Origin of the sequence: Microcoleus sp. PH2017_08_TRC_O_A (assembly GCF_020738665.1) — a bacterium.
GTDB lineage: Bacteria > Cyanobacteriota > Cyanobacteriia > Cyanobacteriales > Microcoleaceae > Microcoleus.
In genome coordinates, this window is the sequence record NZ_JAEQCE010000082.1 from 63,108 (window position 1) to 86,041 (window position 22,934).

Annotated in this window: 27 protein-coding genes and 2 pseudogenes; 14 read left to right on the forward strand and 15 right to left on the reverse strand. The window is 45.7% G+C overall.

Going from position 1 to position 22,934, the window contains the following annotated elements; all coding sequences use genetic code 11:
* Nucleotides 1-170: 170 nt before the first annotated feature.
* On the reverse strand, nucleotides 171-671 hold the full coding sequence (locus JGK22_RS25085) for a hypothetical protein (protein ID WP_293314009.1): 501 nt from the start codon (nucleotides 669-671) through the stop codon (nucleotides 171-173).
* A gap of 82 nt (nucleotides 672-753) precedes the next feature.
* Between JGK22_RS25085 and petN the strand changes: the two genes are divergently transcribed.
* The 4 genes and pseudogenes from petN to JGK22_RS25105 all read left to right on the forward strand — a co-directional run bounded on the left by petN (nucleotide 754) and on the right by JGK22_RS25105 (nucleotide 2,284).
* Nucleotides 754-843, forward strand: coding sequence for a cytochrome b6-f complex subunit PetN (petN, locus tag JGK22_RS25090; protein WP_071883976.1), 90 nt, complete (start codon nucleotides 754-756; stop codon nucleotides 841-843).
* A gap of 239 nt (nucleotides 844-1,082) precedes the next feature.
* Complete coding sequence (locus JGK22_RS25095; RefSeq protein WP_293147241.1) at nucleotides 1,083-1,676, forward strand: DJ-1/PfpI family protein; 594 nt, start codon at nucleotides 1,083-1,085, stop codon at nucleotides 1,674-1,676.
* Nucleotides 1,677-1,772: 96 nt separating this feature from the next.
* Nucleotides 1,773-1,999, forward strand: a pseudogene (locus JGK22_RS25100) (DUF167 domain-containing protein).
* Between the two features lie 96 nt (nucleotides 2,000-2,095).
* Nucleotides 2,096-2,284 (forward strand): CsbD family protein, encoded by a 189-nt coding sequence (locus tag JGK22_RS25105; RefSeq protein ID WP_293179667.1) that lies wholly within the window; start codon nucleotides 2,096-2,098, stop codon nucleotides 2,282-2,284.
* A gap of 113 nt (nucleotides 2,285-2,397) precedes the next feature.
* Here JGK22_RS25105 and JGK22_RS25110 read toward each other — a convergent pair whose 3' ends face one another.
* From JGK22_RS25110 to JGK22_RS25125, 4 genes are all read right to left on the reverse strand, one after another.
* Nucleotides 2,398-2,553: a DUF4926 domain-containing protein gene (locus JGK22_RS25110; protein ID WP_293212607.1), complete on the reverse strand. Its 156-nt coding sequence runs from the start codon at nucleotides 2,551-2,553 to the stop codon at nucleotides 2,398-2,400.
* A gap of 109 nt (nucleotides 2,554-2,662) precedes the next feature.
* Entirely contained in the window at nucleotides 2,663-2,902 is a 240-nt protein-coding gene (locus JGK22_RS25115; protein ID WP_293212609.1) for a DUF6883 domain-containing protein, read from the reverse strand.
* Between the two features lie 338 nt (nucleotides 2,903-3,240).
* Nucleotides 3,241-5,229 (reverse strand): calcium-binding protein, encoded by a 1,989-nt coding sequence (locus JGK22_RS25120; protein ID WP_293314011.1) that lies wholly within the window; start codon nucleotides 5,227-5,229, stop codon nucleotides 3,241-3,243.
* Nucleotides 5,230-5,690: 461 nt separating this feature from the next.
* Nucleotides 5,691-6,824, reverse strand: a complete 1,134-nt coding sequence (locus JGK22_RS25125) for a cob(I)yrinic acid a,c-diamide adenosyltransferase (protein ID WP_293179654.1) — start codon at nucleotides 6,822-6,824, stop codon at nucleotides 5,691-5,693.
* 229 nt (nucleotides 6,825-7,053) lie between these two features.
* Here JGK22_RS25125 and fraC point away from each other — a divergent pair, with 229 nt between their 5' ends.
* From fraC to larE, 5 genes are all read left to right on the forward strand, one after another.
* Nucleotides 7,054-7,572: a filament integrity protein FraC gene (fraC, locus tag JGK22_RS25130; RefSeq protein WP_293147226.1), complete on the forward strand. Its 519-nt coding sequence runs from the start codon at nucleotides 7,054-7,056 to the stop codon at nucleotides 7,570-7,572.
* Between the two features lie 5 nt (nucleotides 7,573-7,577).
* Complete coding sequence (locus JGK22_RS25135; RefSeq protein WP_293179651.1) at nucleotides 7,578-8,576, forward strand: DUF5357 family protein; 999 nt, start codon at nucleotides 7,578-7,580, stop codon at nucleotides 8,574-8,576.
* A gap of 344 nt (nucleotides 8,577-8,920) precedes the next feature.
* A complete protein-coding gene (locus JGK22_RS25140; RefSeq protein WP_293179648.1) occupies nucleotides 8,921-9,694 on the forward strand; it encodes an ABC transporter permease in 774 nt (257 codons plus the stop codon).
* A gap of 157 nt (nucleotides 9,695-9,851) precedes the next feature.
* Nucleotides 9,852-10,736, forward strand: a complete 885-nt coding sequence (locus JGK22_RS25145; protein ID WP_293179645.1) for a Uma2 family endonuclease — start codon at nucleotides 9,852-9,854, stop codon at nucleotides 10,734-10,736.
* Between the two features lie 101 nt (nucleotides 10,737-10,837).
* Nucleotides 10,838-11,665, forward strand: coding sequence for an ATP-dependent sacrificial sulfur transferase LarE (gene larE / locus JGK22_RS25150; RefSeq protein ID WP_293206625.1), 828 nt, complete (start codon nucleotides 10,838-10,840; stop codon nucleotides 11,663-11,665).
* Here larE and JGK22_RS25155 read toward each other — a convergent pair whose 3' ends face one another.
* Together JGK22_RS25155 and JGK22_RS25160 are read right to left on the reverse strand one after the other, a co-directional pair.
* The gene (locus JGK22_RS25155) at nucleotides 11,666-12,124 is read right to left on the reverse strand and encodes a hypothetical protein (RefSeq protein WP_293179639.1); all 459 of its coding nucleotides are present in this window, start codon (nucleotides 12,122-12,124) and stop codon (nucleotides 11,666-11,668) included. It lies immediately after the preceding gene.
* Nucleotides 12,125-12,129: 5 nt separating this feature from the next.
* The gene (locus JGK22_RS25160; protein WP_293179636.1) at nucleotides 12,130-12,453 is read right to left on the reverse strand and encodes a polymorphic toxin type 24 domain-containing protein; all 324 of its coding nucleotides are present in this window, start codon (nucleotides 12,451-12,453) and stop codon (nucleotides 12,130-12,132) included.
* 153 nt (nucleotides 12,454-12,606) lie between these two features.
* Here JGK22_RS25160 and JGK22_RS25165 point away from each other — a divergent pair, with 153 nt between their 5' ends.
* Complete coding sequence (locus JGK22_RS25165) at nucleotides 12,607-13,299, forward strand: GDSL-type esterase/lipase family protein (protein WP_293206628.1); 693 nt, start codon at nucleotides 12,607-12,609, stop codon at nucleotides 13,297-13,299.
* A gap of 238 nt (nucleotides 13,300-13,537) precedes the next feature.
* On the opposite strand, the gene JGK22_RS25170 is transcribed toward JGK22_RS25165, so the two are convergent.
* The gene (locus JGK22_RS25170; RefSeq protein ID WP_293179630.1) at nucleotides 13,538-15,409 is read right to left on the reverse strand and encodes a polysaccharide biosynthesis/export family protein; all 1,872 of its coding nucleotides are present in this window, start codon (nucleotides 15,407-15,409) and stop codon (nucleotides 13,538-13,540) included.
* Nucleotides 15,410-15,710: 301 nt separating this feature from the next.
* Between JGK22_RS25170 and JGK22_RS25175 the strand changes: the two genes are divergently transcribed.
* Nucleotides 15,711-16,400 (forward strand): class I SAM-dependent methyltransferase, encoded by a 690-nt coding sequence (locus tag JGK22_RS25175; protein WP_293197246.1) that lies wholly within the window; start codon nucleotides 15,711-15,713, stop codon nucleotides 16,398-16,400.
* A 523-nt stretch (nucleotides 16,401-16,923) separates the two neighbouring features.
* On the opposite strand, the gene JGK22_RS25180 is transcribed toward JGK22_RS25175, so the two are convergent.
* On the reverse strand, nucleotides 16,924-17,244 hold the full coding sequence (locus tag JGK22_RS25180; protein ID WP_293197248.1) for a hypothetical protein: 321 nt from the start codon (nucleotides 17,242-17,244) through the stop codon (nucleotides 16,924-16,926).
* A 265-nt stretch (nucleotides 17,245-17,509) separates the two neighbouring features.
* Here JGK22_RS25180 and JGK22_RS25185 point away from each other — a divergent pair, with 265 nt between their 5' ends.
* Together JGK22_RS25185 and JGK22_RS25190 are read left to right on the forward strand one after the other, a co-directional pair.
* Nucleotides 17,510-18,148: a histidine phosphatase family protein gene (locus tag JGK22_RS25185; protein WP_293179618.1), complete on the forward strand. Its 639-nt coding sequence runs from the start codon at nucleotides 17,510-17,512 to the stop codon at nucleotides 18,146-18,148.
* 144 nt (nucleotides 18,149-18,292) lie between these two features.
* The gene (locus JGK22_RS25190) at nucleotides 18,293-19,060 is read left to right on the forward strand and encodes a YebC/PmpR family DNA-binding transcriptional regulator (protein WP_293314013.1); all 768 of its coding nucleotides are present in this window, start codon (nucleotides 18,293-18,295) and stop codon (nucleotides 19,058-19,060) included.
* A 272-nt stretch (nucleotides 19,061-19,332) separates the two neighbouring features.
* On the opposite strand, the gene JGK22_RS25195 is transcribed toward JGK22_RS25190, so the two are convergent.
* From JGK22_RS25195 to JGK22_RS25220, 6 genes and pseudogenes are all read right to left on the reverse strand, one after another.
* Nucleotides 19,333-19,554 (reverse strand): type II toxin-antitoxin system HicB family antitoxin, encoded by a 222-nt coding sequence (locus JGK22_RS25195; RefSeq protein ID WP_293179612.1) that lies wholly within the window; start codon nucleotides 19,552-19,554, stop codon nucleotides 19,333-19,335.
* Complete coding sequence (locus JGK22_RS25200; RefSeq protein WP_293179609.1) at nucleotides 19,551-19,808, reverse strand: type II toxin-antitoxin system HicA family toxin; 258 nt, start codon at nucleotides 19,806-19,808, stop codon at nucleotides 19,551-19,553. Before JGK22_RS25200 ends, JGK22_RS25195 begins: the two co-directional genes overlap by 4 nt.
* 64 nt (nucleotides 19,809-19,872) lie before the next feature.
* Nucleotides 19,873-20,193, reverse strand: a complete 321-nt coding sequence (locus JGK22_RS25205) for a helix-turn-helix domain-containing protein (RefSeq protein ID WP_293206638.1) — start codon at nucleotides 20,191-20,193, stop codon at nucleotides 19,873-19,875.
* A 19-nt stretch (nucleotides 20,194-20,212) separates the two neighbouring features.
* Nucleotides 20,213-20,659: a helix-turn-helix domain-containing protein gene (locus tag JGK22_RS25210; protein ID WP_293179603.1), complete on the reverse strand. Its 447-nt coding sequence runs from the start codon at nucleotides 20,657-20,659 to the stop codon at nucleotides 20,213-20,215.
* A 145-nt stretch (nucleotides 20,660-20,804) separates the two neighbouring features.
* Nucleotides 20,805-20,963 (reverse strand): annotated as a pseudogene (locus tag JGK22_RS25215) (type II toxin-antitoxin system HicB family antitoxin); the annotation flags it as partial.
* 51 nt (nucleotides 20,964-21,014) lie between these two features.
* Nucleotides 21,015-21,245: a type II toxin-antitoxin system HicB family antitoxin gene (locus JGK22_RS25220; RefSeq protein ID WP_293179597.1), complete on the reverse strand. Its 231-nt coding sequence runs from the start codon at nucleotides 21,243-21,245 to the stop codon at nucleotides 21,015-21,017.
* Between the two features lie 228 nt (nucleotides 21,246-21,473).
* Here JGK22_RS25220 and purB point away from each other — a divergent pair, with 228 nt between their 5' ends.
* Nucleotides 21,474-22,769, forward strand: coding sequence for an adenylosuccinate lyase (gene purB, locus JGK22_RS25225; RefSeq protein ID WP_293179806.1), 1,296 nt, complete (start codon nucleotides 21,474-21,476; stop codon nucleotides 22,767-22,769).
* Nucleotides 22,770-22,934: the final 165 nt, after the last annotated feature.

Here is a 22,934-nt window from a genome sequence, read left to right on the forward strand (position 1 = left end):
GAAGCCCACCCCACAAGATAATTCATTGCTTGTGGAACAGGCATCTTGCCTGTTCAAAAAAATTCTGGGCGGGCTAGAAGCCCACCCCACAAGATAATTTACTGCTTGTGGAACAGGCATCTTGCCTGTTCAAAAAAATTCTGCCTGATTTGAGTAAAATCCGATCGCACTCAAGAATCAAAAGGTTTAATCAACGATCGCCCGTTAGCGAAGCCCTCAAAGACGATCGCCCAATCCAACACCAAACCTGCGATCGCAAACAATACCACACTCTCGACCCCAACCACCGCAAACGGTAATAACTCCTGCAAACCCGGCATTTTCCCCGCCTCAAAAGACAATCCAGCATCCAACTGTCCAAAAGCCCGCACCAACCCAAAAGCCAACACCACGCCAGATTTAAGCTGTGGGTTAGTATCGCAGCGAATCGCATAGCGGTAAGTCACGCCGAACAAAAAACCGCCCACAAGTGCCATCAATCCTCTCAATCCAAAATTTAGGTCAATTTCCCTGACCTGCAAACCCGCCAGAGCATCCCACCTCTGGGCTAAGATTAAGCTGTTAACAAGGGCGATCGACCCAAAAGCCAGCAAACAAGAAAAAGCAGCAACACTCCCTGCTTTCAAAGATTCTACCCGCTCAGCGGGACTAAAATTTGACGAGTCCTTCACAGCGCCCTCATTTCAAAAATAGCTCAAATTGACTTATGATAAGCTTTGGAGTCACTTTGTACAGTTTGTTCAATAAATAGCTATGGATATTTTGTCACTCGGTTGGGTTTCGGTGCTAGTTTTGTTCTCCTTCTCAATTTCAATGGTAATTTGGGGCCGCAACGGTTTCTAAATTCCAGAATAGCTGGCGGGGCAGGCTTTTTAACTGCCCTGCATTTTTTTTAATCCTATTTAAGCAAATACGCTTGGGTTAAAACTGTTTATTCCTCGGAGATCCCCCTAAATCCCCCTTAAAAAGGGGGACTTCGCAGCACCTTCTTGTTCCCCCCTTTTTAAGGGGGGCTAGGGGGGATCAGCCTTATCTAAAGTCTATTGCTATTTAAGCAAATCAAAATAACAGGAGTTACAAACATGGCTGCAAAAAAAATCTTAATGCTAGTCGGCGACTTTGTAGAAGACTACGAAGTAATGGTTCCATTCCAAGCATTGCAAATGGTAGGTCACACCGTCCATGCAGTCTGCCCCGACAAAGCCGCAGGTCAAACAATTCGCACCGCAATTCATGACTTTGAAGGCGATCAAACCTACAGCGAAAAACCCGGTCACAACTTTACTTTAAACGCAACTTTTGACGAAATTAACGCCGCAGACTACGACGCTTTGATTATCCCTGGAGGACGATCGCCAGAATACATCCGCCTCAACGAACAAGTGCTGCAAATTACCCGCTACTTTGCCAACAGCAAAAAGCCGATCGCATCTATTTGTCACGGATTGCAAGTCCTCACCGCCGCCGGCGTACTCGAAGGCAAACGCTGCACCGCATATCCAGCTTGCAGCCCCGACATACTCCGGGCTGGTGGCAAATATACCGAAGTTCCCGTTACCGAAGCCGTAGTCGATGGCAACTTAGTCACAGCCCCCGCATGGCCTGCACATCCTAACTGGCTGGCTGAATTTCTCAAAGTTTTGGGAACAAAAATCGAACATTCAGATAGTCATTAGTTATTAGTTATTAGTTATTAGTTATTAGTTATTGGTTATTAGTTATTGGTTATTGGTTATTGGTTATTGGTTATTAGTTATTGAGTTGTTAGTCACATGAAAAATTTTGCAGTCAAAGTTAAAACTAATTCCAAACAGCAAAGCATCCAAGAGCAACCAGACGGCAGCCTGACAGTACACCTCAAATCCCCGCCCGTGGATGGAAAAGCCAATAAGCAGAGTTAATCGTGCTGTTGGCGAAAAAGTTTAAAGTGCCCAAATCGGCGATCGCAATTAAATCCGGTCTTTCCTCCCGCAATAAACTTGTCGAAGTTCCGATTTAACCAATCTTTAGATAGATATCTAAATCTTTCTCAAGATAGATTAAGACTCAGCTTTTAATTTATACAGTAGTAGTTGTAAGGTTAGGAGAAAAAATTATGACCATTGAAAATAGAGTCGAAGCAACTGCCAAGAATATTGAAGGCAAAATTCAAGAAGCTGTGAGCGAAGTTACAGGCAACCAAAAAGATAAATTAGAAGGTCAAGCCAAGCAGGACGAAGCATCAGCAATTCACATGAAAGAAGACCTCAAAGATAAAGCCAAAGAGATTGTAGACCGAGCATAAAGTATTTCTTGCGACAAGTTTCCTGCCTACTAAATCCCGCAAATAACATATCGTTTGCGGGATTTTTTTTAGAGATACTTTTTGTAGATTAGAAAAATCATTGCTGGCAAAATCTATCGGCTAACTGCCCCTACAGATTCTACTAAATCATAATGTAAAAGCATTAATTTTGTAGCGAGGATTGTTTCCATTGCATAAGTTGTGCCATCTTGATGAGAAAATTCTACCTCAAAAGCACTGCCATCAAATTCCATCACGACTGTTCCCACTTATCCTTTATATAATTTAATGATTTGTTTTGTTTCAAAATGGGTTGCTTCTAAATCTTCAGTTAAAGCAACAATATCTAGGTCTTTAATTTTTTTCATTGTTTTTACCTCACTTTTTGACGGGATAACAACTTGTCAATCTGGGGAAAGTTTCACCTGAGCGGACGATCCAAGCTGCTAGAATCAGAGATTCACCTACTTCGGTTTTCAACAAGAATTTCATGTTGTAATGTGTTCCGTATTCATTGTTTTTCTGAATAACAACATCTTCGTTAATAGCAGCTTCTTTTAAAGCCTGTTTGAGCATTTCAGCATTTTCTAGGGTAATGCCTAACTTACTGGCAAACAAAATATAGCGGTTCGAGCTCCCATATGAGGTATGTTGTTGGGCTTGGGCCCTCTTAGTTTAAGGAATGATTGATTGGTGGCAAAATCGATCGGTGAATCTGCCCTTCCTTTTAATGCCAATGTTATAAAAGCCCGATGCCCCATCCCTCCGCTTCGCTCCGCCCAATGCCCAATTCCCAATTCCCAATTCCCAATTCCCCATGCAATAAAAAAGCTAGGGATTCATATCCCTAGCTGGAAACATAGCACAATTAGTTTTTAGAGTTGGCGCGGGCGATGGCTTACGCCCCGCTACGCTACGGCTTTTTCCAAACCGACTCCCACCCGCTGCCACCTAAATTAAATCAGGGTAATATCAGTCGCCGTCAAGCCTGGTCGGCCGTTCAGCAGTGCCAGTTGAATTGGTGCTTGGCCGCCAGCACCGTCTTGGTCGTACAGCAAGCGACCTGTGGAACCTTCGTAAACGAGGACTGCTTGTCCTGGAGTTGCTCCTGCAGGAGTCAGATCGTTGTTGTAAGTTCCGGTTTCCACCTGTAAGAACGCCCTGGAAGAAGGTCGATTTGGCAGACTATTGTCAAATGGTGGTAACAGGAAGGAGTCGAAGTTCAATACCAACTTGTCACGGCCGACTTCAAAATCGCCGATTTGGTCTGGGCTGCTACCCAGGCTACCGTTGGCGTTGATCGTGACGCCCTCGCCGAAGTTGTTGTAGTAGAAGCTGTCATTGCCGGCGCCGCCAATCAGCGTGTCTGCACCGGGCCCGCCACCGAGAGAGTCGTTGCCGTCTCCTGCGAGCAAATAGTCGTTCCCAAAGCCGCCCAACAGCGTGTCGTTTCCGCCGCCGGCATTTAAGGTGTCGTCCCCGTCAGATGTCGATCCAGTAGGAAGACTGCCGGGGCCGCCGAACAGTATGTCGTCGCCAGCACCGGTAGTGATGACATCAGTACCGTTGCCGCCAATGATGAAGTTGGAACCTAAGGTATCGGTAATGAGGTTTGTCGATGTGGCACCGGCAAAGTTGACACTGGTGGCGTAGGAGATAAAGTCGTTACCAGCAAAAGAGCCAACCAATCGATCGCGTCTGCTACCAAACACGATCGTGTCACTTCCTTCACCACCGTTCATGAAGTTTGTGACGGTGCCGGTGGTAGTAAGGTTAGTGCTGGTGTTGCCAAGTAACAGATCGTCACCCAGGCCGCCGTCAAGAGTAATCAGCGCAGTAGTAGTACCGATCGCAAAAGTGGTGGCATCGATCGTATCGTTGCCATCTCCACCGAAGGCTTGATTAAAGATGCCGCTCAAGCTGTCATTGCCACCGCCACCGATCATGCTATCACTCGCAAAAGCTGCAACGATCGTGTCGTTACCATCTTCGCCATTGAGCAAGTTGCGACCCGCGAAGCCTGGAAATGAACTCGACGCGCCTACGCTGGAAAGTGCAGACACCGTAGACGACTTGATGAAGTCATCGCCTGCGCCTCCCAATGCCGTATCCTGAGTAGCAAAAACCGTGATCGTGTCGTTACCAGCACCGCCGTCCAACAAGTTTTTGCCGGTACCAAAGTCGCCGATACCGCCTAGGAGAGAATCGTTGCCCTCACCGCCGAGCAAGGTTGTTTTCTCAATGCCGATCGTGATGACGCTCGAAGAAAACGGACTCGACTGGGTACTGTTTAGAATGACTAAGGTGTCGTTGTCTAGGTCGCCGGAAAGATAGCTGTTGCTGGCCACACCGTATATTGTGTCGTTGCCTTTACCGCCGATCAGAGTATCTTTCTGATTGATACCTACAATAAAGTCGTCGCCCAAGTCTCCGCGCAGGTAGTTGCTGCCTTGATTGCCACCGGCACTGCCGCCGATGCGAAGACCGAGGTTGTTGCCGCCGCCTGCGATGAAGAAGCCGAGGGAGTCATTGTCCTTGCCACCGTAGAGGGTGTCTCTTCCGAGGGCGCCTCCTAGCATCGTATCTGCACCCTGATTACCAAACATCAGGTTGCCATCGACAGTGCCTTGGAGCAAGTCATCTCCCGCACCGCCCAACAGCGTCGAATTCCGGCTTTGAGCAATTACGGTGTCACTGCCTCCATCGCCCGACAGGAAAACCCGCTCGCGCTGGCCTACTAATGAATCTTCGTCAGGGCCACCGTATAGGCTATCGTTGGGGCCGACGGAAATTAGAGTATCGTTATCGCGTTCGCCAAATATTAAGCTGCCGCCGAGGGTAGAAGTTGTAATTAAATCCCCCCCCGCTCCGGCAAAGATTGTATCCGGGCCCAGTCCCGGAGTGTTTAAATTAGTTTGATCGGAATTGTCAGTTAACGTTGTCATACAGCTTCACTCCTCTACTTGTTGGTCATCGCTTGTGCGACTACAGACACTGCCTAGAACACCGAATGTTTGGATGCCGCTGTAGTTTAACCTGTTTGCCAGTCGCAAGTCTAGCCTACTGGTGTTAACCCTGTCTAGACTTTCTCCCTCGCGGACTTTTTGCTTGTAAGCTTTTATTTTCAATGTCTTCACCCTTTAATAATCCTTGTGCAATGTCTCATGTGCTCACGCTCAAGAAGACGCGGCTCACATTCTTAATGTTCCATTCTGGATTGGCGCTCGGGGATCGCCTCCGGGGAAGGAAATTAAAGATTAACAAGGGTCGATCGGGCGATCGCCAGACAAAGAAAAGTGAGAGATTGGTTACTTGGTTACAACGCTTTGTGGCAATTTCCGGTTTCCCAGGCAGGGCCGTCTTTAAATAATTCTGGCTCGGATTGAACTCCGCACCGCTCTGGGGTCTAAAAGTCTACACCCCGCTTTAGTTCTACGCCCCGATCGCCGTAGTGTTTGTGACAGTATACCTCCGAGTGTACGCTTGCCAAGTCAAAGTAACCATGGGGTTTGTGGCAGCGCCCGGTGATAATGATTTCTGTATCGCGGGGCTTTCGCAGCAGGGCTTCGACGATCGGCTCTACCGGCAGCAGTTCTAAGTCTACTGTTGGATTGAGTTCGTCGAGAATGATCGTTTTATACCAGCCGCTGGCGATCGCCGTTTTGGCGATTTCCCAGCCGCGTTCTGCCTCGATGCAATCTAACTCTTGCTGTTGCCCCCGCCAAACTATAGCATCTCGGCCACACCGCTGGTGGTCTACTAACTGCGGGTAACTTTGCCGCAAAGCTGCGATCGCCGCATCTTCTGTATAGCCACTACCACCTTTGAGCCATTGTACAATTAAGACGCGGTGAGATTGGTCTTGGCTGATACCCTTACCTATTGCCTGCAAAGCTTTCCCCAATGCGCTCGTAGATTTGCCTTTGCCCGCTCCTGTGTATATTTCGATACCTGAAATATTGTGTTCGGCCGCTGCGGGGTGATAGTGGGGCTTCATTTCTGAGTGCAAGTCGGCAATATCCAGCAAAGCTTCGGGGGCCGCTCGGCCAGTGGCGATTACTTCTAAATATTCTGGTTTGTTTTTGAGGGTTTGGACTACTTCGTCCACTGGCAGCAAACCCAAGTCCAATACGGGGTTTAGTTCATCTAGAACTACTACAGAATAAAGCTCGCTGGCGATCGCTCCTTTGGCGATATCCCAGCCTCGCTGGGCTTCTGTGCGATCGAAGCGGGTGATTGCTTCGGCCCCAAAATATTCGGCTCTGCCGGTACGCACTTGGTCGATCAAGTGCGGAAATGCCCGCTGCAAGGCTTCAATTGCCCCATCTTCGTCGTAGGAGCGGCCTGGGCCTTTCAAAAATCGCAGCAACAAGACTCGCGTGGGCGAGTCAGAATTGATACCCAGCCCGATCGAGCGCAACACTACTCCCAAAGCTGCCTGAGACTTGCCTTTACCAGCACCGTCGTAGACGTGAATCTGACCCGCGATGCGTTCTGAGCGGGATGAGGCTGTCCGAATACCAATGCCATTCCTTACCATAATCCGCACTTATTTTAGTCTGTCTCGGGGTGGGTATTCGATCGCGCCCATTGAATGTTTAATATTTCCCTTCTGTTGGACGATCTCAAAAGATTATAGGATACAACCTCAACCACCTAATGTTCAGAAGGGCGATCGAAGAGGATTAGGGGCTAAAACCTACGCTCTAGATTATTCCGCTTCTGATGTACAATTAAAATCTAACACGGGCTGATATACCTGAATGCTTATGATTGCGAGTGTTTTCCCATTTCGGACTGTTTTGGTGCAAATTTTAATGATGTTTTTGGCGATCGCGATCGAATCGTGGTTTCTGCAAAAACTACTGAAACTCGGCCCCAAAACCAGCGTTGAATATACAGCTATCCTCAATCTCGCTTGCACTTGCGTGGGTTGGTTAGTTTTCTTCGGCATTGAAAGCGTTATTTCCAAAGAATGGCGAGAAGAACTTATCGGTTATATTTTATTAGGCGGAGGTCAGAATACTTACTCTGCAATAACTGCGATTGCCCTCTCGGTATTGGCAATCACTTTTCTCGCCAAATGGCAGGGACTAGAATTCATAGAGAACATGGTTTCTGGTAACAAAAAAGCTTCCAAACCTCAGTTTTTGGGGCCGCCAACTCTCAGCCGCCGTCCTCCCAAAAAAACTTTTCGAGTAACTACCCAGTTTGGGGCAGTTTTAATCGCCCACACTGTTAGCAATTTCGTTATTTTAACCGTATTGTTTTTGCAAAGCGTCAATTGAAATCTATGATGAAGCAATTTTTGGATGTGACTCAGCAACTCACGAAGCTGACTAACAACCTTTGGGAAACCAATAAAAAATTTCAAAAGGCGATAATTCCGCCTAAAGTTGTCCACTGGAAGACGCCTTTACTGCTCAGCATATTTTTAGCTTTGCTGACGGTGGCGGCAATCACAGACTGGCCGACAAGAACTCTGATGTTTGATATGAGCTGGTTATTTTTTACACTGTCAATGGGTTTGCTGACCAGCCAGCAACCTTTTACGATTAAAAAAGTAAGTCTGAGTCCGTGGGTGACCAGCATCTTAATTGGCTTGTGGTTGCTGATCCGATTGCCGTCAGATAGGAAGGAAATAGCATGGATATCCGGCCCAATTATAGCAGTAATAATTTTGGGTGTAATAGAGATTTGGAATAGCGAGTCAAAACGGGAAGGTATCAGATCGTTAGTGCGGCCTCAGTTTTTGATGATTACTCTCATTCACCTGCTGATTTCCTGTTGGTTTGGATTTCACTTTTTAATTCAAGGTTGGATAGAACAATATCCGAGCGTTTTATCGCAGGATTTGAGGAAAAGCGATTATGTGGTGACATTTCAACAGCCAACTATTAATCGCTCCCGAGGAGTGGTCATCCTCAATGCAATGGATCGATACCTGCAAAATGAAGCTCGCACAAAACCGTGGGCGCAGGTAGAACAAATGTTAATAGATATTGACAACGAGCGATTTTTTCTGAAGAATCAAGCGTTAAAAACAATTCGGGTAGTCCCAGAAGATGCGAGCTGGGAGGTCAAAACTTCGATCGTCCAAGGAGAGTCCCGCTATCAGTTACAGATGCAGGCAACTTGGCTGGGGCTGGTGTTTAGACCCGAAATATATTCGTTGACCAAATCTTGCGAGGTGATCGATGTAGGCAATAGAGCGACTGTAACCTGCGACACTACCAAACCCTCTAAACCGGGACTGAAAAAAGATGGAACTTCGGGAGACAGTCAAGTTTGAGCTTGTCTCTGGCCGTTAGGAGAGGGGGAGATAAGGGAGATGGGAGAGGGGGGAGAGGGGGAGAGGTGTAGGTTTTCCACTGGCAAAACCCAGCAAATCTAGACATTGCAAAGGTTTTGGGCTTTGGCTTGGCGGGAATCTCAAACTCTTATGGGATAAGGCTTTTACCAAAAAACCTACACCCGTCGGGATGGGAAGAGGGGGAGATGGGAAAAATCCTCTTTCTTCACCCTTGACTTCTACCCTCAACATCCATCCGTTACATCCGTTAAAAAATCCGTTGCCGAACTTCCCTCTTCCTTGCACTAAAATATGGCTAAAGTTGACCGCGGGTTAATAACTAGATGAATTTGAGAAGAATCTTGACAGTCGCGACTAATGTATATTGGGAAGTAATTCGCGATCGCATCCTTTACTTAATTATTATTTTTGCTCTGTTGATGGGAGCCTCGGTGCGCTTGATACCGGAATTGGCAGCGACAACCGAAAATAAAATTATCTTAGATATTGGTTTGGCTGCGATGAGCATCCTGGGTATAATTGTCACAGTCTTTGTGGCTACCGGACTGGTCAACAAAGAAATTGAAAAGCGGACTGTTTACCTGTTAGTTGCCAAGCCGATAAGCCGGGCTGAGTTAATTGTGGGCAAGCACTTAGGGATGTCGGCGGTGCTATTCGTTCTGGTAGCAGCAATGACTGTCATCTATCTGGTTATTCTGAGTTTGAGTCGCATTCCTTACCCTTTGGGCAGCATTTTAATCGCTTCGCTGTTCGTGTGGTTTGAGCTGTGCCTCATGGCCGGTGTGGGGATTTTATTTGGAGTTTTTAGCAGTTCGCTGCTGGCTACTTTACTGACATTTAGCGTTTATTTGATGGGACACTCGACGCGGGATTTAGTGGCTTTTGGCAAGTTAACTAAAAATCCTGGCATTGAACAATTGATGATGGGACTTTATCTAGTTTTGCCTGATTTAGCCCGGTTCAATTTGAGAAATGATGCTGTTTACGGACAAGTACCTTACTTGGCGGGTTTGATTACAGATGCGGGCTATGGTTTGCTGTATGTGGTGCTGCTGCTGTCAATTGCGATCGCCATATTTTCGCGTCGAGAATTTTAAAATATAGATTCCGCATTGTCAGCGGTAATTGTTTGCTGGAAGAGTCCTCGCTGCAAACGAATTTGATTGTGGAATTAGCACGCTAAGATATAGAGAAGGTTGTCGATCGCCAATCTCGACTAAAAGTCAAACTTTTATTGGTAAAATGAGGTGACTTATGACTGCTGTAATTCACAAACCGATATCGCAGCTAAAAATTACCTGGCCGCTGCTTCCCGATGATTTTATTCTACCAGATGACCCCGTGGAAAATATAGAACATCCTTTAATCTCTAACGGTTTGCGCCAGTCTGTAGTGGATTCCCCGGAACTAATCCAAGATGCACTCATAGTTTCTAATTTTGCTTTGTGTGCTGCTGTGGACGATCGCACTATTTGCAAAGCCCCAGACTGGATGTACGTGCAACCGGTTCAACCTTGGCCTCACAGCTATCCCCGCCGCAGTTACACGCCTCATACCGAAGGAACAGTGCCTTTTGTAGTGATGGAATTTCTCTCAGCTACTTACGGCGATGAATACTCCGTCGAACACACAGAAGAAATCGGCAAGTGGTTCTTTTACGAACAAGTAATCAAAGTTCCTCGCTATGTCATTTTTCGGCCGCATACAGGCAGAATAGAAGTTTATGCGCTGGAATCCGATCGCTACAACAATCAAGATCCTGATGAAAATGGGCGTTATTTGATACCTGGATTAAATCTATTTTTGGGAGTTTGGGTGGGAACTCGGGAAGGTAGAACAGGAAATTGGCTGCGCTGGTGGAATGCAGACGGAGAGTTGCTTTTGTGGCCGGAAGAACGGGCAGAAGTAGAACGTCAGCGGGCAGAAGCCGAAAGCCAGCGGGCAGAAGCCGAAAGCCAGCGGGCAGAAGCTGAAAGCCAGCGGGCAGAAGCTGAAAGCCAGCGGGCAGAAGCTGAAAGCCAGCGGGCCGATCGCGAACAGCAAGATAAAGAGTCCGCCCAAACGCTGTTGGAACAGGAAAGACAGCGCAATCAAGAACTTTTGGCGCGATTGGCAGCCCTCGGTATCGATCCAGAATAACTAAACCCACCTAAAAAAACAGAATATTTAGATCCCCGACTTCGCAGAAGTTGTTGGGGATCTAATATCGATCGCCTTCTACAGTAATCCCAATTGAAATCATGTTAGTGAAAAAACTCGAAGAATTAAAAGACATTTTCGCGCTGATGGAACGAGCGCTGATTGCCTACTCTGGTGGCATTGACAGCACTTTGGTGGCAAAAATTGCTTTTGACGTGTTGGGCGATCGCGCTTTGGCTGTAACGGCTGTTTCTCCGTCTCTACTGACAGAAGATTTGGAAGATGCCCGGATTCAAGCCGCAGAAATTGGCATCGCCCACCAGGAAGTCGAAACTCAGGAAATGGCCAATCCTAATTATACTTCTAACCCGGTTAATCGCTGCTATTTTTGCAAAAGTGAACTGCACGATACTTTGAAACCGCTAGCACTTGCCAAGGGTTATCCTTATGTGGTGGATGGGGTGAATGGTGATGATTTAAAGGATTACCGCCCGGGGATTCAGGCTGCAAAGGAACGGGGCGCGCGATCGCCTTTAGCAGAAGTCGGCATGACTAAATTTGAAGTGCGACAGTTAGCAAGAGAATTGGATTTGCCTTGGTGGGACAAACCGGCACAGCCTTGTTTGAGTTCGCGCTTTCCTTACGGTGAAGAAATCACCGTTGCAAAGTTGCAAAGAGTGGGGCGCGCTGAACGGTATTTGCGGCAGTTGGGGCTGAAAAATCTGCGCGTGCGATCGGATGGAGATACGGCGCGAATTGAATTGCCGGCCCAGGAGATTCGAGAGTTTGTATTAAATGCGGATTTGCCTGCATTGGTGGCGGTGTTTCAGCAGTTTGGTTTTGTGTATGCGACTTTGGATTTGGAGGGGTTTCGCAGCGGCAAATTAAATCAGGTTTTGCAACCTGAATTGTTGGGGGCGAAGGCTTGATTAATTATCTTGAAAAAATGTCACTACAACCGTGTGTTCGTCCCGATCGCATTTAACTTGAAAACGGCGCTGAGGATAAAGCGATTTTAGGCGACTTTCCCACATCTGAGCTAATGCTTGTCCCAAATACAATAAATTGTCACTGCTAGCGTTTTGGGCACCGGGGAGAATGTCATCAACGTGCTGGTGGTTCATCACCTGCTCAATTGCAGCGACATCATTCCCTAGCTCGATTTTCCACTGTTCGTAGATTTGACTGTTAAAGGCTTCGGACAAAAAGATGCCGCCTTCATGTTCGACAAAATCTGGCCAGAATAGTTTTGTGAAAGCTATGGCAATTTCAATATTAGCAGATCCAAAAAGATAATCCCAGAGTGAAAAATCATCGCCGTTGGCTTTTTTCCATTGCTGGAAATCGATTAGTTTATCTGCATTCAAGGATATTTGTTTGATGAACATAATTTCTAGGGTATTTCATCCAATCTAGCTGGCCTAACTGTTTTCTCAGCTTGCACATAAATGTCTCCTGCTGAGTTTTGGTTGTGTTTGTATTCAACGGCGTGAGGTGTCGGCACATTTGCATGAGCCCTTCCTGTCAAGTCTACTCGCTTAATTGCCCGTCCACTGTCATCGTAGACGATATAGCTGGTAATGTTCTTGCCATCCATGCGGTACAGTAAGTTTTGGGCACTTGCTCCATCTAGAGGAAATCTCCCGCTGACCTGGGTTCCGACGGCTATCAGGGTGCTAGCGGGGATGCCAACTGTCCAGTCAACTGGTTTAGACATAATATTAGTCCTAAATTATTTTACCATCTCAGTTTGATATATGTAGGGGTATTTGGAAATGTACAGAGTACAATTTATAGAAATTTGCACAAATGCTGACGGCTTGTTAAAGCAATAGCATAAACTGAAGTAGCAGCAAGAGTAGCAAGTTTTATGAAAGTTAAATTTAGATTGATCTGGGCCATCTTGGCTTTCTTGTTGTTCGCTTACATCCCGTTTCGGGTGTTAGCGGGCCCGCCACCTGCGGGAGATACAGTGAGCTCTGCCCTGTGGTGGCAAGTTTTGGTGTACAATCAGGTGCAGCAAATTAAAGACCGGCAATATCAAGGTTGCGTGTGGGGCGATTCTATTTCTTCGGCATTGGGCGATTCTTTGGGAGAAAAAAACTTTAATTTTGCGATCGGCGGAATGAGTTCTGTTTCTCTGCTAGAACAGCTTAAACTTGTAGTGCCCCAGGGGTTTACTTGCAAAAAATCAATTTTGGCGATCGGCACAAATGATGCTATGTACGGCATCAGCGACGAGCAGTTTGTCAGCAATTTGAAACAGGCGATCGCAATTATGCGATCGATCGGCACCAAACAGATTATTCTGATTCCTGCTTTTTACTCAACTCTTGCCGCCAGCTACAATCCTAAATTTGCCGGAACAATTGCCAGAGTTGATGAAATTAATGTTCTCATCAATCAAGTTGCCACCGACGAAAATATGACCGTGGAATCTAGTGGCATACAAGCCTTATTTAAGGAAAAAGCTCTAAATGGAGATTTAACGATAGACGGCGTTCACCTCAATGCCAAAGGTTTAGATATATACAGAAAAGTTTTGTTAAATATTTTGAATTAAACTTGACAACTCACACTTTATCTGACATAAGAATATCCTGCTAAACTCTTAATTTTAAGTCCGTTTATGCGGACTTGATTTATGTCATTTCAGTGAAGTAGGGTGCGTCATAAAAATGATATTTTTGCTACTTTCCTCACAATCTTAGAAGTGAGGCACCACGGAATCAATGGTGTGTCAGAATTAGATTTTTGTCACGATCGACAATTACTAAACTGACGCACCCTAGCGCTAAATATCAAGGAGTAGTAGTTGGCATAATTTGCTGTGGTTGTAGTTGCTGTAGCTGCTGATTTTGCTGCTGTTGAATTTGAAGTTGCCGATCTTGAAGCTCTATCTGCCGCTGTCTGTCTTCGAGTTGCAAGCGTCTGTCTTCAGCTTGCTGCTGTCTGTCTTCAGCTTGCCGCTGTCTTTCTTCACGCTGTAACTCTCTGTCTAGCAGTCTGTCTTGACGTTGCTCTTGTCTGTCTTCTCGTTGTTCTCGAAGCTGTCTGAGTTGATTTCGCCGATCGAAATCTCCTCCCAAAAATAAGTTCTGAAAAGCGTTGATAGTTGTTTGAAACCCAGTAAAAATTCCGCTAACGCTGCTGATTCCACCTGCAACTCCTGTTATCGGCTGCAAGAAAGTGGCAATATTGTCTGCAACCCTAGTATAGCCCGATCGCGCTACGAGAATCACATCGTTGTTTCGGAGAGTTGGGTTATTGTCAGGATTCAGCCCTTGAGCAAAATCGACATTAATAGTGCGGCGAGTAACAGTACCGTTGGGGTTCAAGCGCAGCAGTTCCACCTTATCTTTTTTAGCCCGCAATTGATTGAAACTACCCGCAGTCAGCAAAGCTTGGTGGAGGGATGTACTAGGTTTAACCTGTAAAGCTCCGGGCCTGATCACTTCCCCTACAATATTGATGCTGATCGCATTTGGAGAGAAACTTGTACTTCCGAGTTGGGCAACTTCAGCTAAGTCTACAGTAGATGCCGTCGGAATAATGACGCTATCTCCTTCTTGCAGTAAAACATCTTGAGTTGCATCACCTTTTTGCAGCAAATCCCACAGATTTACCGTGATAGTTTGTTCAGTCCCACCTCTGATACGGCGGCGGATTTGGACGCGACGAATGTCTGCTTCTGTGGTGATACCGCCAGCAATTTTGAGCGCTCTAGTGATTGTTGGTAGTCCGACAACGGCTCCTCCTCCTTGTTGTTGTTCAATAGAGACAAAACTCAGATCTGTTTGTTGGTTAGTCGATCGCAAATCCGAAGCAGATACAGTATAAGGCCCCGGCCTGTTGACTTCTCCGACAATTACCACGCCAATTGGTTTAGTAATATCAGCGGAAAAACTAGCACTGGCTCTTTGACGGACTTCTTGGGTATTGAGAGCACTTGCTGTCGGTACAAAAATTGTATCTCCATCTCGGATCGTGACATCTTGGCTCAAATTTCCCGTATCTAAAAAATCCTGCAAATTAACAGTAATAAGTTGTTCTGCTCCGCCTCTGCGGGGACGGCGAATTTGGACATTTCGCATATCTCCTGCGGATGTCACCCCTTTAGCAACTTGCAGCATTTCCATCAAAGTTGGAAATTTTACGCCTCCTCCGGTTCCTTCTCTGCTGGCATTAATTTTGTAGGAACCGGGGCGAGTAACTTCACCGGCAACACCTATATTTAGGGGGCGAGTAACCATCAGAGTCACCGTGACAACGGGAACATTGATGAAGGGTTCGTATCGCTTGGTAATGACGGTAGCGGCTTGTTGCAGCGTCAACCCTTGAATTGAGACGCTGCGAATGATTGGTAGATTGAGGGTTCCGTCAACTAAGACTTGATATTCTTTGCTAAATTCAGGGACGCCGAAGATATCTAAAGCAATGCGATCGCCCGGGCCTAAAGTATAAGCCGCTTCTTGTATCAGCGAACCCGAATTGCCGATCCGTGGGAAACTCGAACCCGGAGGCGGTGGTGGCGGTACTCTCGGCCTGTTTTGGTTCCTAGCGGGTGCAGGATTTCTGATGGCAGGCAACTGAGCTATACTGGGCAGCGAACTGCTCAGCACCAGGAGTGCTGACAAACTAAGACTTGTAGCGGTTTGAACGTTATGTTTCATCTTTCTTTCCTGGTTGCAGTCTGCCATTGAACGATCGCAATGCAAGCTAGTTAATTTTAGTTTATTTTCCGTTCTGTCCAGTGTAGCCTCGCTGCCCTGGAAAATCCAGAGGTGGAATCATAAAATTTGTGCGGCAATCGAGTACCTTCTTTATAAAGAAAGCGTAAAGCTAGCCAAATGTTCTCAAAATTATTTATACATAAGTCGGGATGCAAATCAACCCCCCGAAATAAAAGATCTAGAAAAAACGATCCTTCTTTGATGTAAAATATTAATAATTGTATCTGCGGGACAAAGACAAGTGTCACTAAAATTGGAGAAGGTAATTCCCTGGGGACGCTGCTTGGATGAATACATAGGAATGTTTAGCTTGACATCAAGTGACCTCAAGCGAGCAATTCTAGATTGTGCGGGCGGGCCGGCGAGTTTCAATGCTGAAATGACTCGCCAAGGTAACAAGGTGATTTCTTGCGATCCGGTTTATCAGTTTACGGCGGTGGAAATTGGCGATCGCATCCAAGAAACATATCAAACTGTGATTGACGCTGTTAAGGCCAATGTAGACGGTTACCTGTGGAACAGTTTTGAATCGCCGTACCAGCTAGGCGAAGTGCGGATGAAAGCAATGCAGGAATTTTTAGCAGATTTTCCCTCTGGCTTGGAGCAAGGCCGCTACCTGACTGCTGAGCTGCCTGTTTTGCCCTTCGATAACGGTCAATTTGATTTAGCTTTGTGCAGCCATTTCTTATTTGCTTATTCTCACCTGCTTTCGGAAGAATTTCATCTAGAAGCAATTATGGAAATGTGTCGGGTTGCTAAGGAAGTGCGAGTGTTTCCGCTGTTGCAAAGTTTTAGCGGAGAGGAATCTGAGCATTTAAATCCGATTATTGCCGAATTGAAAAATAGAAATTTTCGTGTGGAAGTTCAAGAGGCTCCCTATGAGTTTCAAAAAGGTGGAAATAAGATGCTGCGAGTTAGGGGGAGTATGTGATTCGCGTCTATACAAATTGAGTTATCGGGCGAATGGAATTCGCGGCTACACAAACGATGTCCGCAGTTACCGGGCGAATGGAATTCGCGGCTACACAAACAATGCAGTTACCGGGGGAATGGAATTCGCGGCTACACAAACAATGTCCGCAGTTACCGGGCGAATGGAATTCGCGGCTACACAAACGATGTCCGCCTCCGCGGACTGGAAGAAAAATAGAATGGACAAATAAACAAAATTGCATTCATTTTCTCTTCTATAGCAATCCTAAATCAGTTTCAATAACTGGTTACCAGGAAGAGCCTGGGAACCGATGTCACTCTTGAAGAGCCTCGGCTGCGAAAAGGTCGGCAGAGCGTCCGGATCTGCGTTACTTTCGCTCTGCCTGGTAACGAGTATAATCATTTAGGATTGCTATATCTTAAAATTATATGCGTTTATCTGCGTTATCTGTCTTACATCTGCGGTTGACCTATTAATTGTTATTGTCCGTGGTAAGTAGGCAATACCAGGACTTCATCGTTTAGGATAGCGTAATACCTAAACTATCTGCCCATTCCTTAACCCGATCGCCCGAAATGCCTGTCTTGCTTTTCTGGTAATCTTCCAAGGCTGCGAGGCTCATTGCGATGGTTTGTTCTTCGCTGAGGGGTTGAAACTCGTTTGCTGTGTCAATTTCTCCCCACTGATATCCCTCGCTTTCCTCAGTAATTTCTGTGATTAGGCGTTCAAAGTCGCTGAGATTACCGTTGGACTGATTCAGCCATGAAAGTGCGATCGCCTTCACCGCATCGCTGGACATGACCTGAATTTTGGCGTGGAGTTGCTTTATAGATTGAGCCATTGGATCGTAGAGAGTGACTGATTCTATTCTAGCGCATTGTCAAATAGTTGCGACGATCGTAAGGCACAGTTGTGGTAAAATTAATTAAATTCTTTGATGTCGATCGCCAGAAGCCTAATTAAAAGTAATACCTCTTCTCAAAAAACTACAACTGTAAATAAACTATCAACCAGAATATTCATCATTTATTCCCAACTTCTCAACTTTTTCAATCGTCAAGCGTCAATCCAAAATCTCAAATATCAAATCTAAAATCGTCTGTATTATGCCACAAACAGTCTGGATCGCACGCCACGGAAACCGCATCGACTTCGTAAACCCCGACTGGTTTCTCACCGCAGAACACCGCTACGATCCCCATCTTTCCGAAGACGGTAACATTCAAGCCAAACAACTAGCCAATCGCCTCAAAGGTGAAGAAATTTCTCATATTTTTGCTTCGCCTTTTCTGCGAACTGTCCAAACGGCAAATCACGCGGCAGAAGCTCTGGATTTGTCAATTAAACTAGAGTGGGGACTGTGCGAATGGCTGAATCCTGAATGGATGACCGAAATGCCGGAAACTGAATCTGTCGAGGATTTGTGCAGGCGTTTTCCCAGGATTGATGCTTCTTATAAAGGCGGTATTGCTAATTATCCCGAAACCGGGGAAGCTTGTCTCAAAAGGGCGGGGGAAACTGCTAAACGCCTCGCTGCACAGTTTCCTGAGGATATGTTATTAGTAGGTCACGGTTCGTCGGTTGTGGGAAGTGCGCTGTGGCTGGTGGGCGGTGCTAGGAGGAAAATTAATGCTTCTCTTTGCTGTTTGGTGAAAGTGGTGCGGAATGGGGACGAATGGTCGATCGCACTTAATGGCGATACTTCTCACCTCACGGACACTGAAACCGACATCCGCTTTAATTAAAGTTGAGATTCGTGCAAAAAATCGCATTATATGCTATGTGTACGGGTTGTGCAGTGCACACCCTAGGTTAATCTGGTCTGTGAAAATCTGAGTGCTATCATTTAATGTCGATCGCACATTTTAAATCAAAAATCTTAAATAAGTATGGCAGGACACAGTAAGTGGGCGAATATTAAACGCCAAAAAGCTAGAGTTGATGCCGTTAAAGGCAAGGTTTTTGCCCGAATATCTCGCGAAATTATTGTCGCCGCCCGCAGCGGAGTTCCCGATCCCGCTGGCAATTTTCAACTGCGGACAGCTATTGAAAAAGCCAAGGCGGCGAGTATTCCTAATGAAAACATAGAAAGGGCGATCGCCAAAGGTGCCGGTTTAGCCGGAGGTAGTTCCGAATTAGAAGCCATTCGCTACGAAGGTTACGGCGTTGGCGGCGTGGCGATTCTGATTGAAGCGCTGACAGACAACCGCAACCGCGCGGCGGCTGACTTGCGAGAAGCTTTTAGTAAAAATGGCGGCAACTTGGGCGAAACTGGTTGTGTGGGGTGGATGTTCGACCACAAAGGAGTTTGTACAGTATGCGGCCCCATTGATGAAGAACAATTGTTTGAAGCATCCCTAGAAGCCGAAGCCGAATCCTACGATTTGATATCAATTGATGAGGATACTGAAGGTGCAGAAGTTTTTACAAGTGTGCCTAATTTGGAAAAACTGGCTGATGTTTTGAAACAAACAGGTTTTGCAGTTTTACAGTCAGAGACTCGCTGGATTCCGAGCAACATAGTAGAAATTGATAATCCTGAAAAAGCTCGATTGCTCATAAAATTGATGGATGCACTAGAAGATTTAGATGACGTGCAAAGCGTGACAGCAAATTTTGAAATGACCGATGAATTGATGTCCTCAATTATGATTTAAAATCCTTGGTTCGTAGTGAGGACTTTAGTCCGCATCAGGTTCATAGCAAAAATCGTAGGGTACAGGTTCGTAGTGAGGACTTTAGTCCGCATCCATGACAGGTTCGTAGTGAGGACTTTAGTCCGCATCAGGTTCATAGCAAAATTTGAAGGTTACTAGAACAATTACGGCTTTGTCGGAGTATGAAAGTTCAAGCGCAAATTATCTGGGAGAAGTAGTGGAGTACTGGACGATCGATCGGATGCAATAAGGGGGATTTGTGCGATCGTTTGTCAAGTAGTAAGTTGATATATTGCGGGTCGGTATTTTGGTTCGGGAATGGGTTTTCCCGCAGTTGTTGCAGCTTCCAGCCATGCTGTTTTAGCAATCTGTACTTCCTGCAAAGCTAATTCTGGGGTTTCCCCAAAAGCGGAACAGTATTTTAAGTCGGGAATATCGGCAATATAGCCTTCATCTTCGTTGCTGTAAAAAATATTGATGTGATAGTCTTTCATGGTTGATCATCCTCTATTGTGAGAGCGTATTCCTCGATTATCGCTAAGAATTGACGGACTTGATAGGGTGTCACCTCGCCTTTCTTATTTTGAATGTTAACAATTTCTGGCACTTCAGGATGATTGAATATGTGATGGCTGCCACTGACTCTCGCCAGACTAAAGCCAAAGGCTTCAATCAGTGTCACCATTTCATTAAACTTGATGTTTTTTGACCCAGATAGCACCTTTTCTAAAATTTTACGCTTTTTCATCGCTCGCTCTTGATTGTACCTGGAATTTTAGGGTTTATTGATGCTGCTTGCAATCATAACATTCTTAATCTTGAACTATATCGTGTATTCGTGCTTCGTAAAATCCTTCCTCTTGAAGAAATTGAGTTAATTCCTTAAGTCCTTGGCGACGCTTGACTTTTCGCTGTTCTTGATAAATGATTAAATCCTTCAATTGAATTCGCCGATGGGAACCTACTTTGACACAAGAAATTGCTCCTTCATCTAGCAACTTGACAAGAAATGGTCGCGATACATTCAGGATATCGGCAGCTTGCTGCGTCGTCAGTTCGCGATTGTGAAGAATATCAAGCAAATATAGGGAAAACAAAAGACAAGCATTAAGTAGAACAGCAACTTTAGCCATATTAAAAAGTGAATTAATCCTATTCCTCGTATAAACCAGCTTCCTCAGTCATCTCGATTAGCTGGTCTAATAGTTTACGGCGCTTTCTGTCTCGCTGTTCTTGATAAATGATTAAATCCTTAAATCGAATCCTCCGATGGGAACCTACTTTGATATAAGGAATTGCTTCTTCATCTAGCAACTTGACTAGAAAAGGTCGCGATACATTTAGGATATTAGCAGCTTGTTGTGTTGTTAATTCGCGATTGTGACGAACGATCGAAACAGCCCGATTAGATGCCATCGCCTGCACAGCTTGATGCAGGATGTTGCAGACTGATTCGGGAAGGAGAATCTCTTCTCCGTTACTGGTGACTAATTTTGGCTGTGCGGATTCTCGGCTGAGTATCTGTGCTAATTGTGCTATAGATTCTTGTTCTTTTTCTGGAGGCAAAACAGACTCTGGCGATGCTTTTTGCTTTAACATAGCAAGATGTATTTTGATTGTTTTCTTGACGATAACACTTTTCACGGCGTAAACGCAATATCCGAAATAATCAAAATATTCAAACAGCCTGAAATAATCGTTCTAGCTTCTTAGTTACGGGCAATGGTTTACCTTCAGCTTGTCAACTTTCGATTAGTAACTCTAGTACCTCTCGCGCATTGTAGATAGCTTCTTCATAAGAATCTCCGTGAGTTACTGGCTGCATTACATCCTCAAATTCAGGCAAAAACACGACAAAGCATCGATCGCCTTCCGACCATTGGATAACAACTGTATATTTCATGGTTCTGTCTCCTCTGCTTCGATTTGGCCAATTTTCCTCAATTATTTCGTTTTACGCTATCTGTAATCGTTTCCCCAACGTCTGAGGTTCTGGTAGAGGTTTGCCATCTTCTTGATAGAGTTCAATCAATGTTTCTAACAATTCTTGTCCGTGTTTTGCCGCTTCTTCGTAAGTGTGTCCGTGAGTGCAAGGCTGCATGACATCGGTAAACTCAGGTAAGCTGACAACAAAAAGTTGATCCTCTTTTGACCACTGGATAATGAGACTATAATTGCTATTCATTTGGAACCCTTTATAGGCGAATAGAGAAGAATGCCAGCTAATGAGGTTTAGGATATTGTAGCCGATCGCCCAAACGACAAAAACCGAGTTGATTTAAGAAACCGGGTTTTTACCAAATCTGCGGGCTACAACAAAGTATTTTCGTAAAAAACCCGGTTTCTGGACTTCCTGACTCTTGCATCCCCACACAGATGTACAATGGTGAGACCGAATTCCCCAACGACCACCGTGATTGACCGCTACACTCTGCCCGAAATGGGCAACATCTGGACTGAAACCGCCAAACTCAAAAGCTGGCTACAAGTAGAAATTGCTGTCTGCGAAGCTCAAGCCGAACTCGGCTACATCCCCGCCGCCGCAGTCGAAGAAATTAAAGCTAAGGCTAATTTTGACCCCAAACGAGTCCTCGAAATTGAAGAGGAAGTTCGCCATGACATGATTGCTTTCTTGACAAATGTCAACGAATATGTAGGCGATGCCGGCCGCTACATTCACCTCGGTTTAACCAGTTCCGATGTGCTCGATACTGCTTTGGCGCTGCAATTAGTCGCCAGCGTCAATATCTTGTTAGAACGTGTCGAAGATTTGAGCCAAGCTATTCGCTATCAGGCCCAACAACACCGCAATACTGTGATGGTTGGCCGATCGCACGGAATTCACGCCGAACCCATCACCTTTGGCTTTAAACTAGCAGGATGGCTGGCTGAAGTCCTTCGCAACCGCGCCCGATTGGTGAATTTGCGATCGTCGATCGCAGTTGGCAAAATCTCCGGTGCAGTCGGAACCTATGCTAATATCGATCCGCGCATCGAAGCGATCGCCTGTCAAAACCTCGGACTCGAACCCGATTGTGCATCGACTCAAGTCATTTCGCGCGATCGACACGCCGAATACGTCCAAACCTTAGCATTGTTAGCCGCATCGATCGAACGTTTTGCAGTCGAAATTCGCAACCTGCAACGCACCGACGTACTCGAAGTCGAAGAGTTCTTTTCCAAAGGGCAAAAAGGCTCATCCGCCATGCCCCACAAACGCAATCCGATTCGATCGGAAAGACTGACAGGAATGGCGAGAATTGTCCGCGCCAACGCCGTCGCAGCCTTAGAAAATGTTGCGCTTTGGCACGAAAGAGACATTTCTCACAGTTCCGTAGAACGGATGATTTTGCCCGACAGTTCTACAGTAACTCACTTCATGTTAGTGGAAACCACAGACTTAGTAAAACACCTGCTAGTCTATCCCGAAAATATGAAGCGAAACATGAATCTTTACGGCGGAGTTATCTTCAGTCAGCGCGTGATGCTAGCCTTGGTAGAAAAAGGCACGAGTCGCGAAGATGCCTATAAAATTGTGCAATCTTGTGCTCATGAAGCTTGGAATAAAGCTGAAGGCAATTTCTACAATTTGATTGCTAAGGACGATCGCGTTACTGCTAAGATGACGAGCAAGGAAATTGATGATTGTTTCGATCCGCAGTATCAATTGAGGCACTTAGATTTAGTATATCAGCGGTTGGGAATTTAAAATTTTTTTGAATTTCCGACTTTGGATAGGCCCAACTTGCCCACCAAGTTTCTCTGCGATATATTGTACCAAATTCGGTTTTGAGATCCCCTTGATTCTTCAGTCCGCGGAGGCGGACTTTGTATGTGTAGAAGCGATTTCAATCGCCGATTCAATCGCCGATCG

What these genes read in the sequence shown, in the direction of transcription:
- petN (WP_071883976.1), top strand. Translation starts at nt 754, where the DNA reads ATGGATATTTTGTCACTCGGTTGGGTTTCGGTGCTAGTTTTGTTCTCC.
- JGK22_RS25095 (WP_293147241.1), top strand. Translation starts at nt 1,083, where the DNA reads ATGGCTGCAAAAAAAATCTTAATGCTAGTCGGCGACTTTGTAGAAGAC.
- JGK22_RS25105 (WP_293179667.1), top strand. Translation starts at nt 2,096, where the DNA reads ATGACCATTGAAAATAGAGTCGAAGCAACTGCCAAGAATATTGAAGGC.
- JGK22_RS25120 (WP_293314011.1), bottom strand. Translation starts at nt 5,229, where the DNA reads ATGACAACGTTAACTGACAATTCCGATCAAACTAATTTAAACACTCCG.
- JGK22_RS25125 (WP_293179654.1), bottom strand. Translation starts at nt 6,824, where the DNA reads ATGGTAAGGAATGGCATTGGTATTCGGACAGCCTCATCCCGCTCAGAA.
- fraC (WP_293147226.1), top strand. Translation starts at nt 7,054, where the DNA reads ATGATTGCGAGTGTTTTCCCATTTCGGACTGTTTTGGTGCAAATTTTA.
- JGK22_RS25135 (WP_293179651.1), top strand. Translation starts at nt 7,578, where the DNA reads ATGATGAAGCAATTTTTGGATGTGACTCAGCAACTCACGAAGCTGACT.
- JGK22_RS25140 (WP_293179648.1), top strand. Translation starts at nt 8,921, where the DNA reads ATGAATTTGAGAAGAATCTTGACAGTCGCGACTAATGTATATTGGGAA.
- JGK22_RS25145 (WP_293179645.1), top strand. Translation starts at nt 9,852, where the DNA reads ATGACTGCTGTAATTCACAAACCGATATCGCAGCTAAAAATTACCTGG.
- larE (WP_293206625.1), top strand. Translation starts at nt 10,838, where the DNA reads ATGTTAGTGAAAAAACTCGAAGAATTAAAAGACATTTTCGCGCTGATG.
- JGK22_RS25155 (WP_293179639.1), bottom strand. Translation starts at nt 12,124, where the DNA reads ATGTTCATCAAACAAATATCCTTGAATGCAGATAAACTAATCGATTTC.
- JGK22_RS25160 (WP_293179636.1), bottom strand. Translation starts at nt 12,453, where the DNA reads ATGTCTAAACCAGTTGACTGGACAGTTGGCATCCCCGCTAGCACCCTG.
- JGK22_RS25165 (WP_293206628.1), top strand. Translation starts at nt 12,607, where the DNA reads ATGAAAGTTAAATTTAGATTGATCTGGGCCATCTTGGCTTTCTTGTTG.
- JGK22_RS25170 (WP_293179630.1), bottom strand. Translation starts at nt 15,409, where the DNA reads ATGAAACATAACGTTCAAACCGCTACAAGTCTTAGTTTGTCAGCACTC.
- JGK22_RS25180 (WP_293197248.1), bottom strand. Translation starts at nt 17,244, where the DNA reads ATGGCTCAATCTATAAAGCAACTCCACGCCAAAATTCAGGTCATGTCC.
- JGK22_RS25185 (WP_293179618.1), top strand. Translation starts at nt 17,510, where the DNA reads ATGCCACAAACAGTCTGGATCGCACGCCACGGAAACCGCATCGACTTC.
- JGK22_RS25190 (WP_293314013.1), top strand. Translation starts at nt 18,293, where the DNA reads ATGGCAGGACACAGTAAGTGGGCGAATATTAAACGCCAAAAAGCTAGA.
- JGK22_RS25195 (WP_293179612.1), bottom strand. Translation starts at nt 19,554, where the DNA reads ATGAAAGACTATCACATCAATATTTTTTACAGCAACGAAGATGAAGGC.
- JGK22_RS25200 (WP_293179609.1), bottom strand. Translation starts at nt 19,808, where the DNA reads ATGAAAAAGCGTAAAATTTTAGAAAAGGTGCTATCTGGGTCAAAAAAC.
- JGK22_RS25205 (WP_293206638.1), bottom strand. Translation starts at nt 20,193, where the DNA reads ATGGCTAAAGTTGCTGTTCTACTTAATGCTTGTCTTTTGTTTTCCCTA.
- JGK22_RS25210 (WP_293179603.1), bottom strand. Translation starts at nt 20,659, where the DNA reads ATGTTAAAGCAAAAAGCATCGCCAGAGTCTGTTTTGCCTCCAGAAAAA.
- JGK22_RS25220 (WP_293179597.1), bottom strand. Translation starts at nt 21,245, where the DNA reads ATGAATAGCAATTATAGTCTCATTATCCAGTGGTCAAAAGAGGATCAA.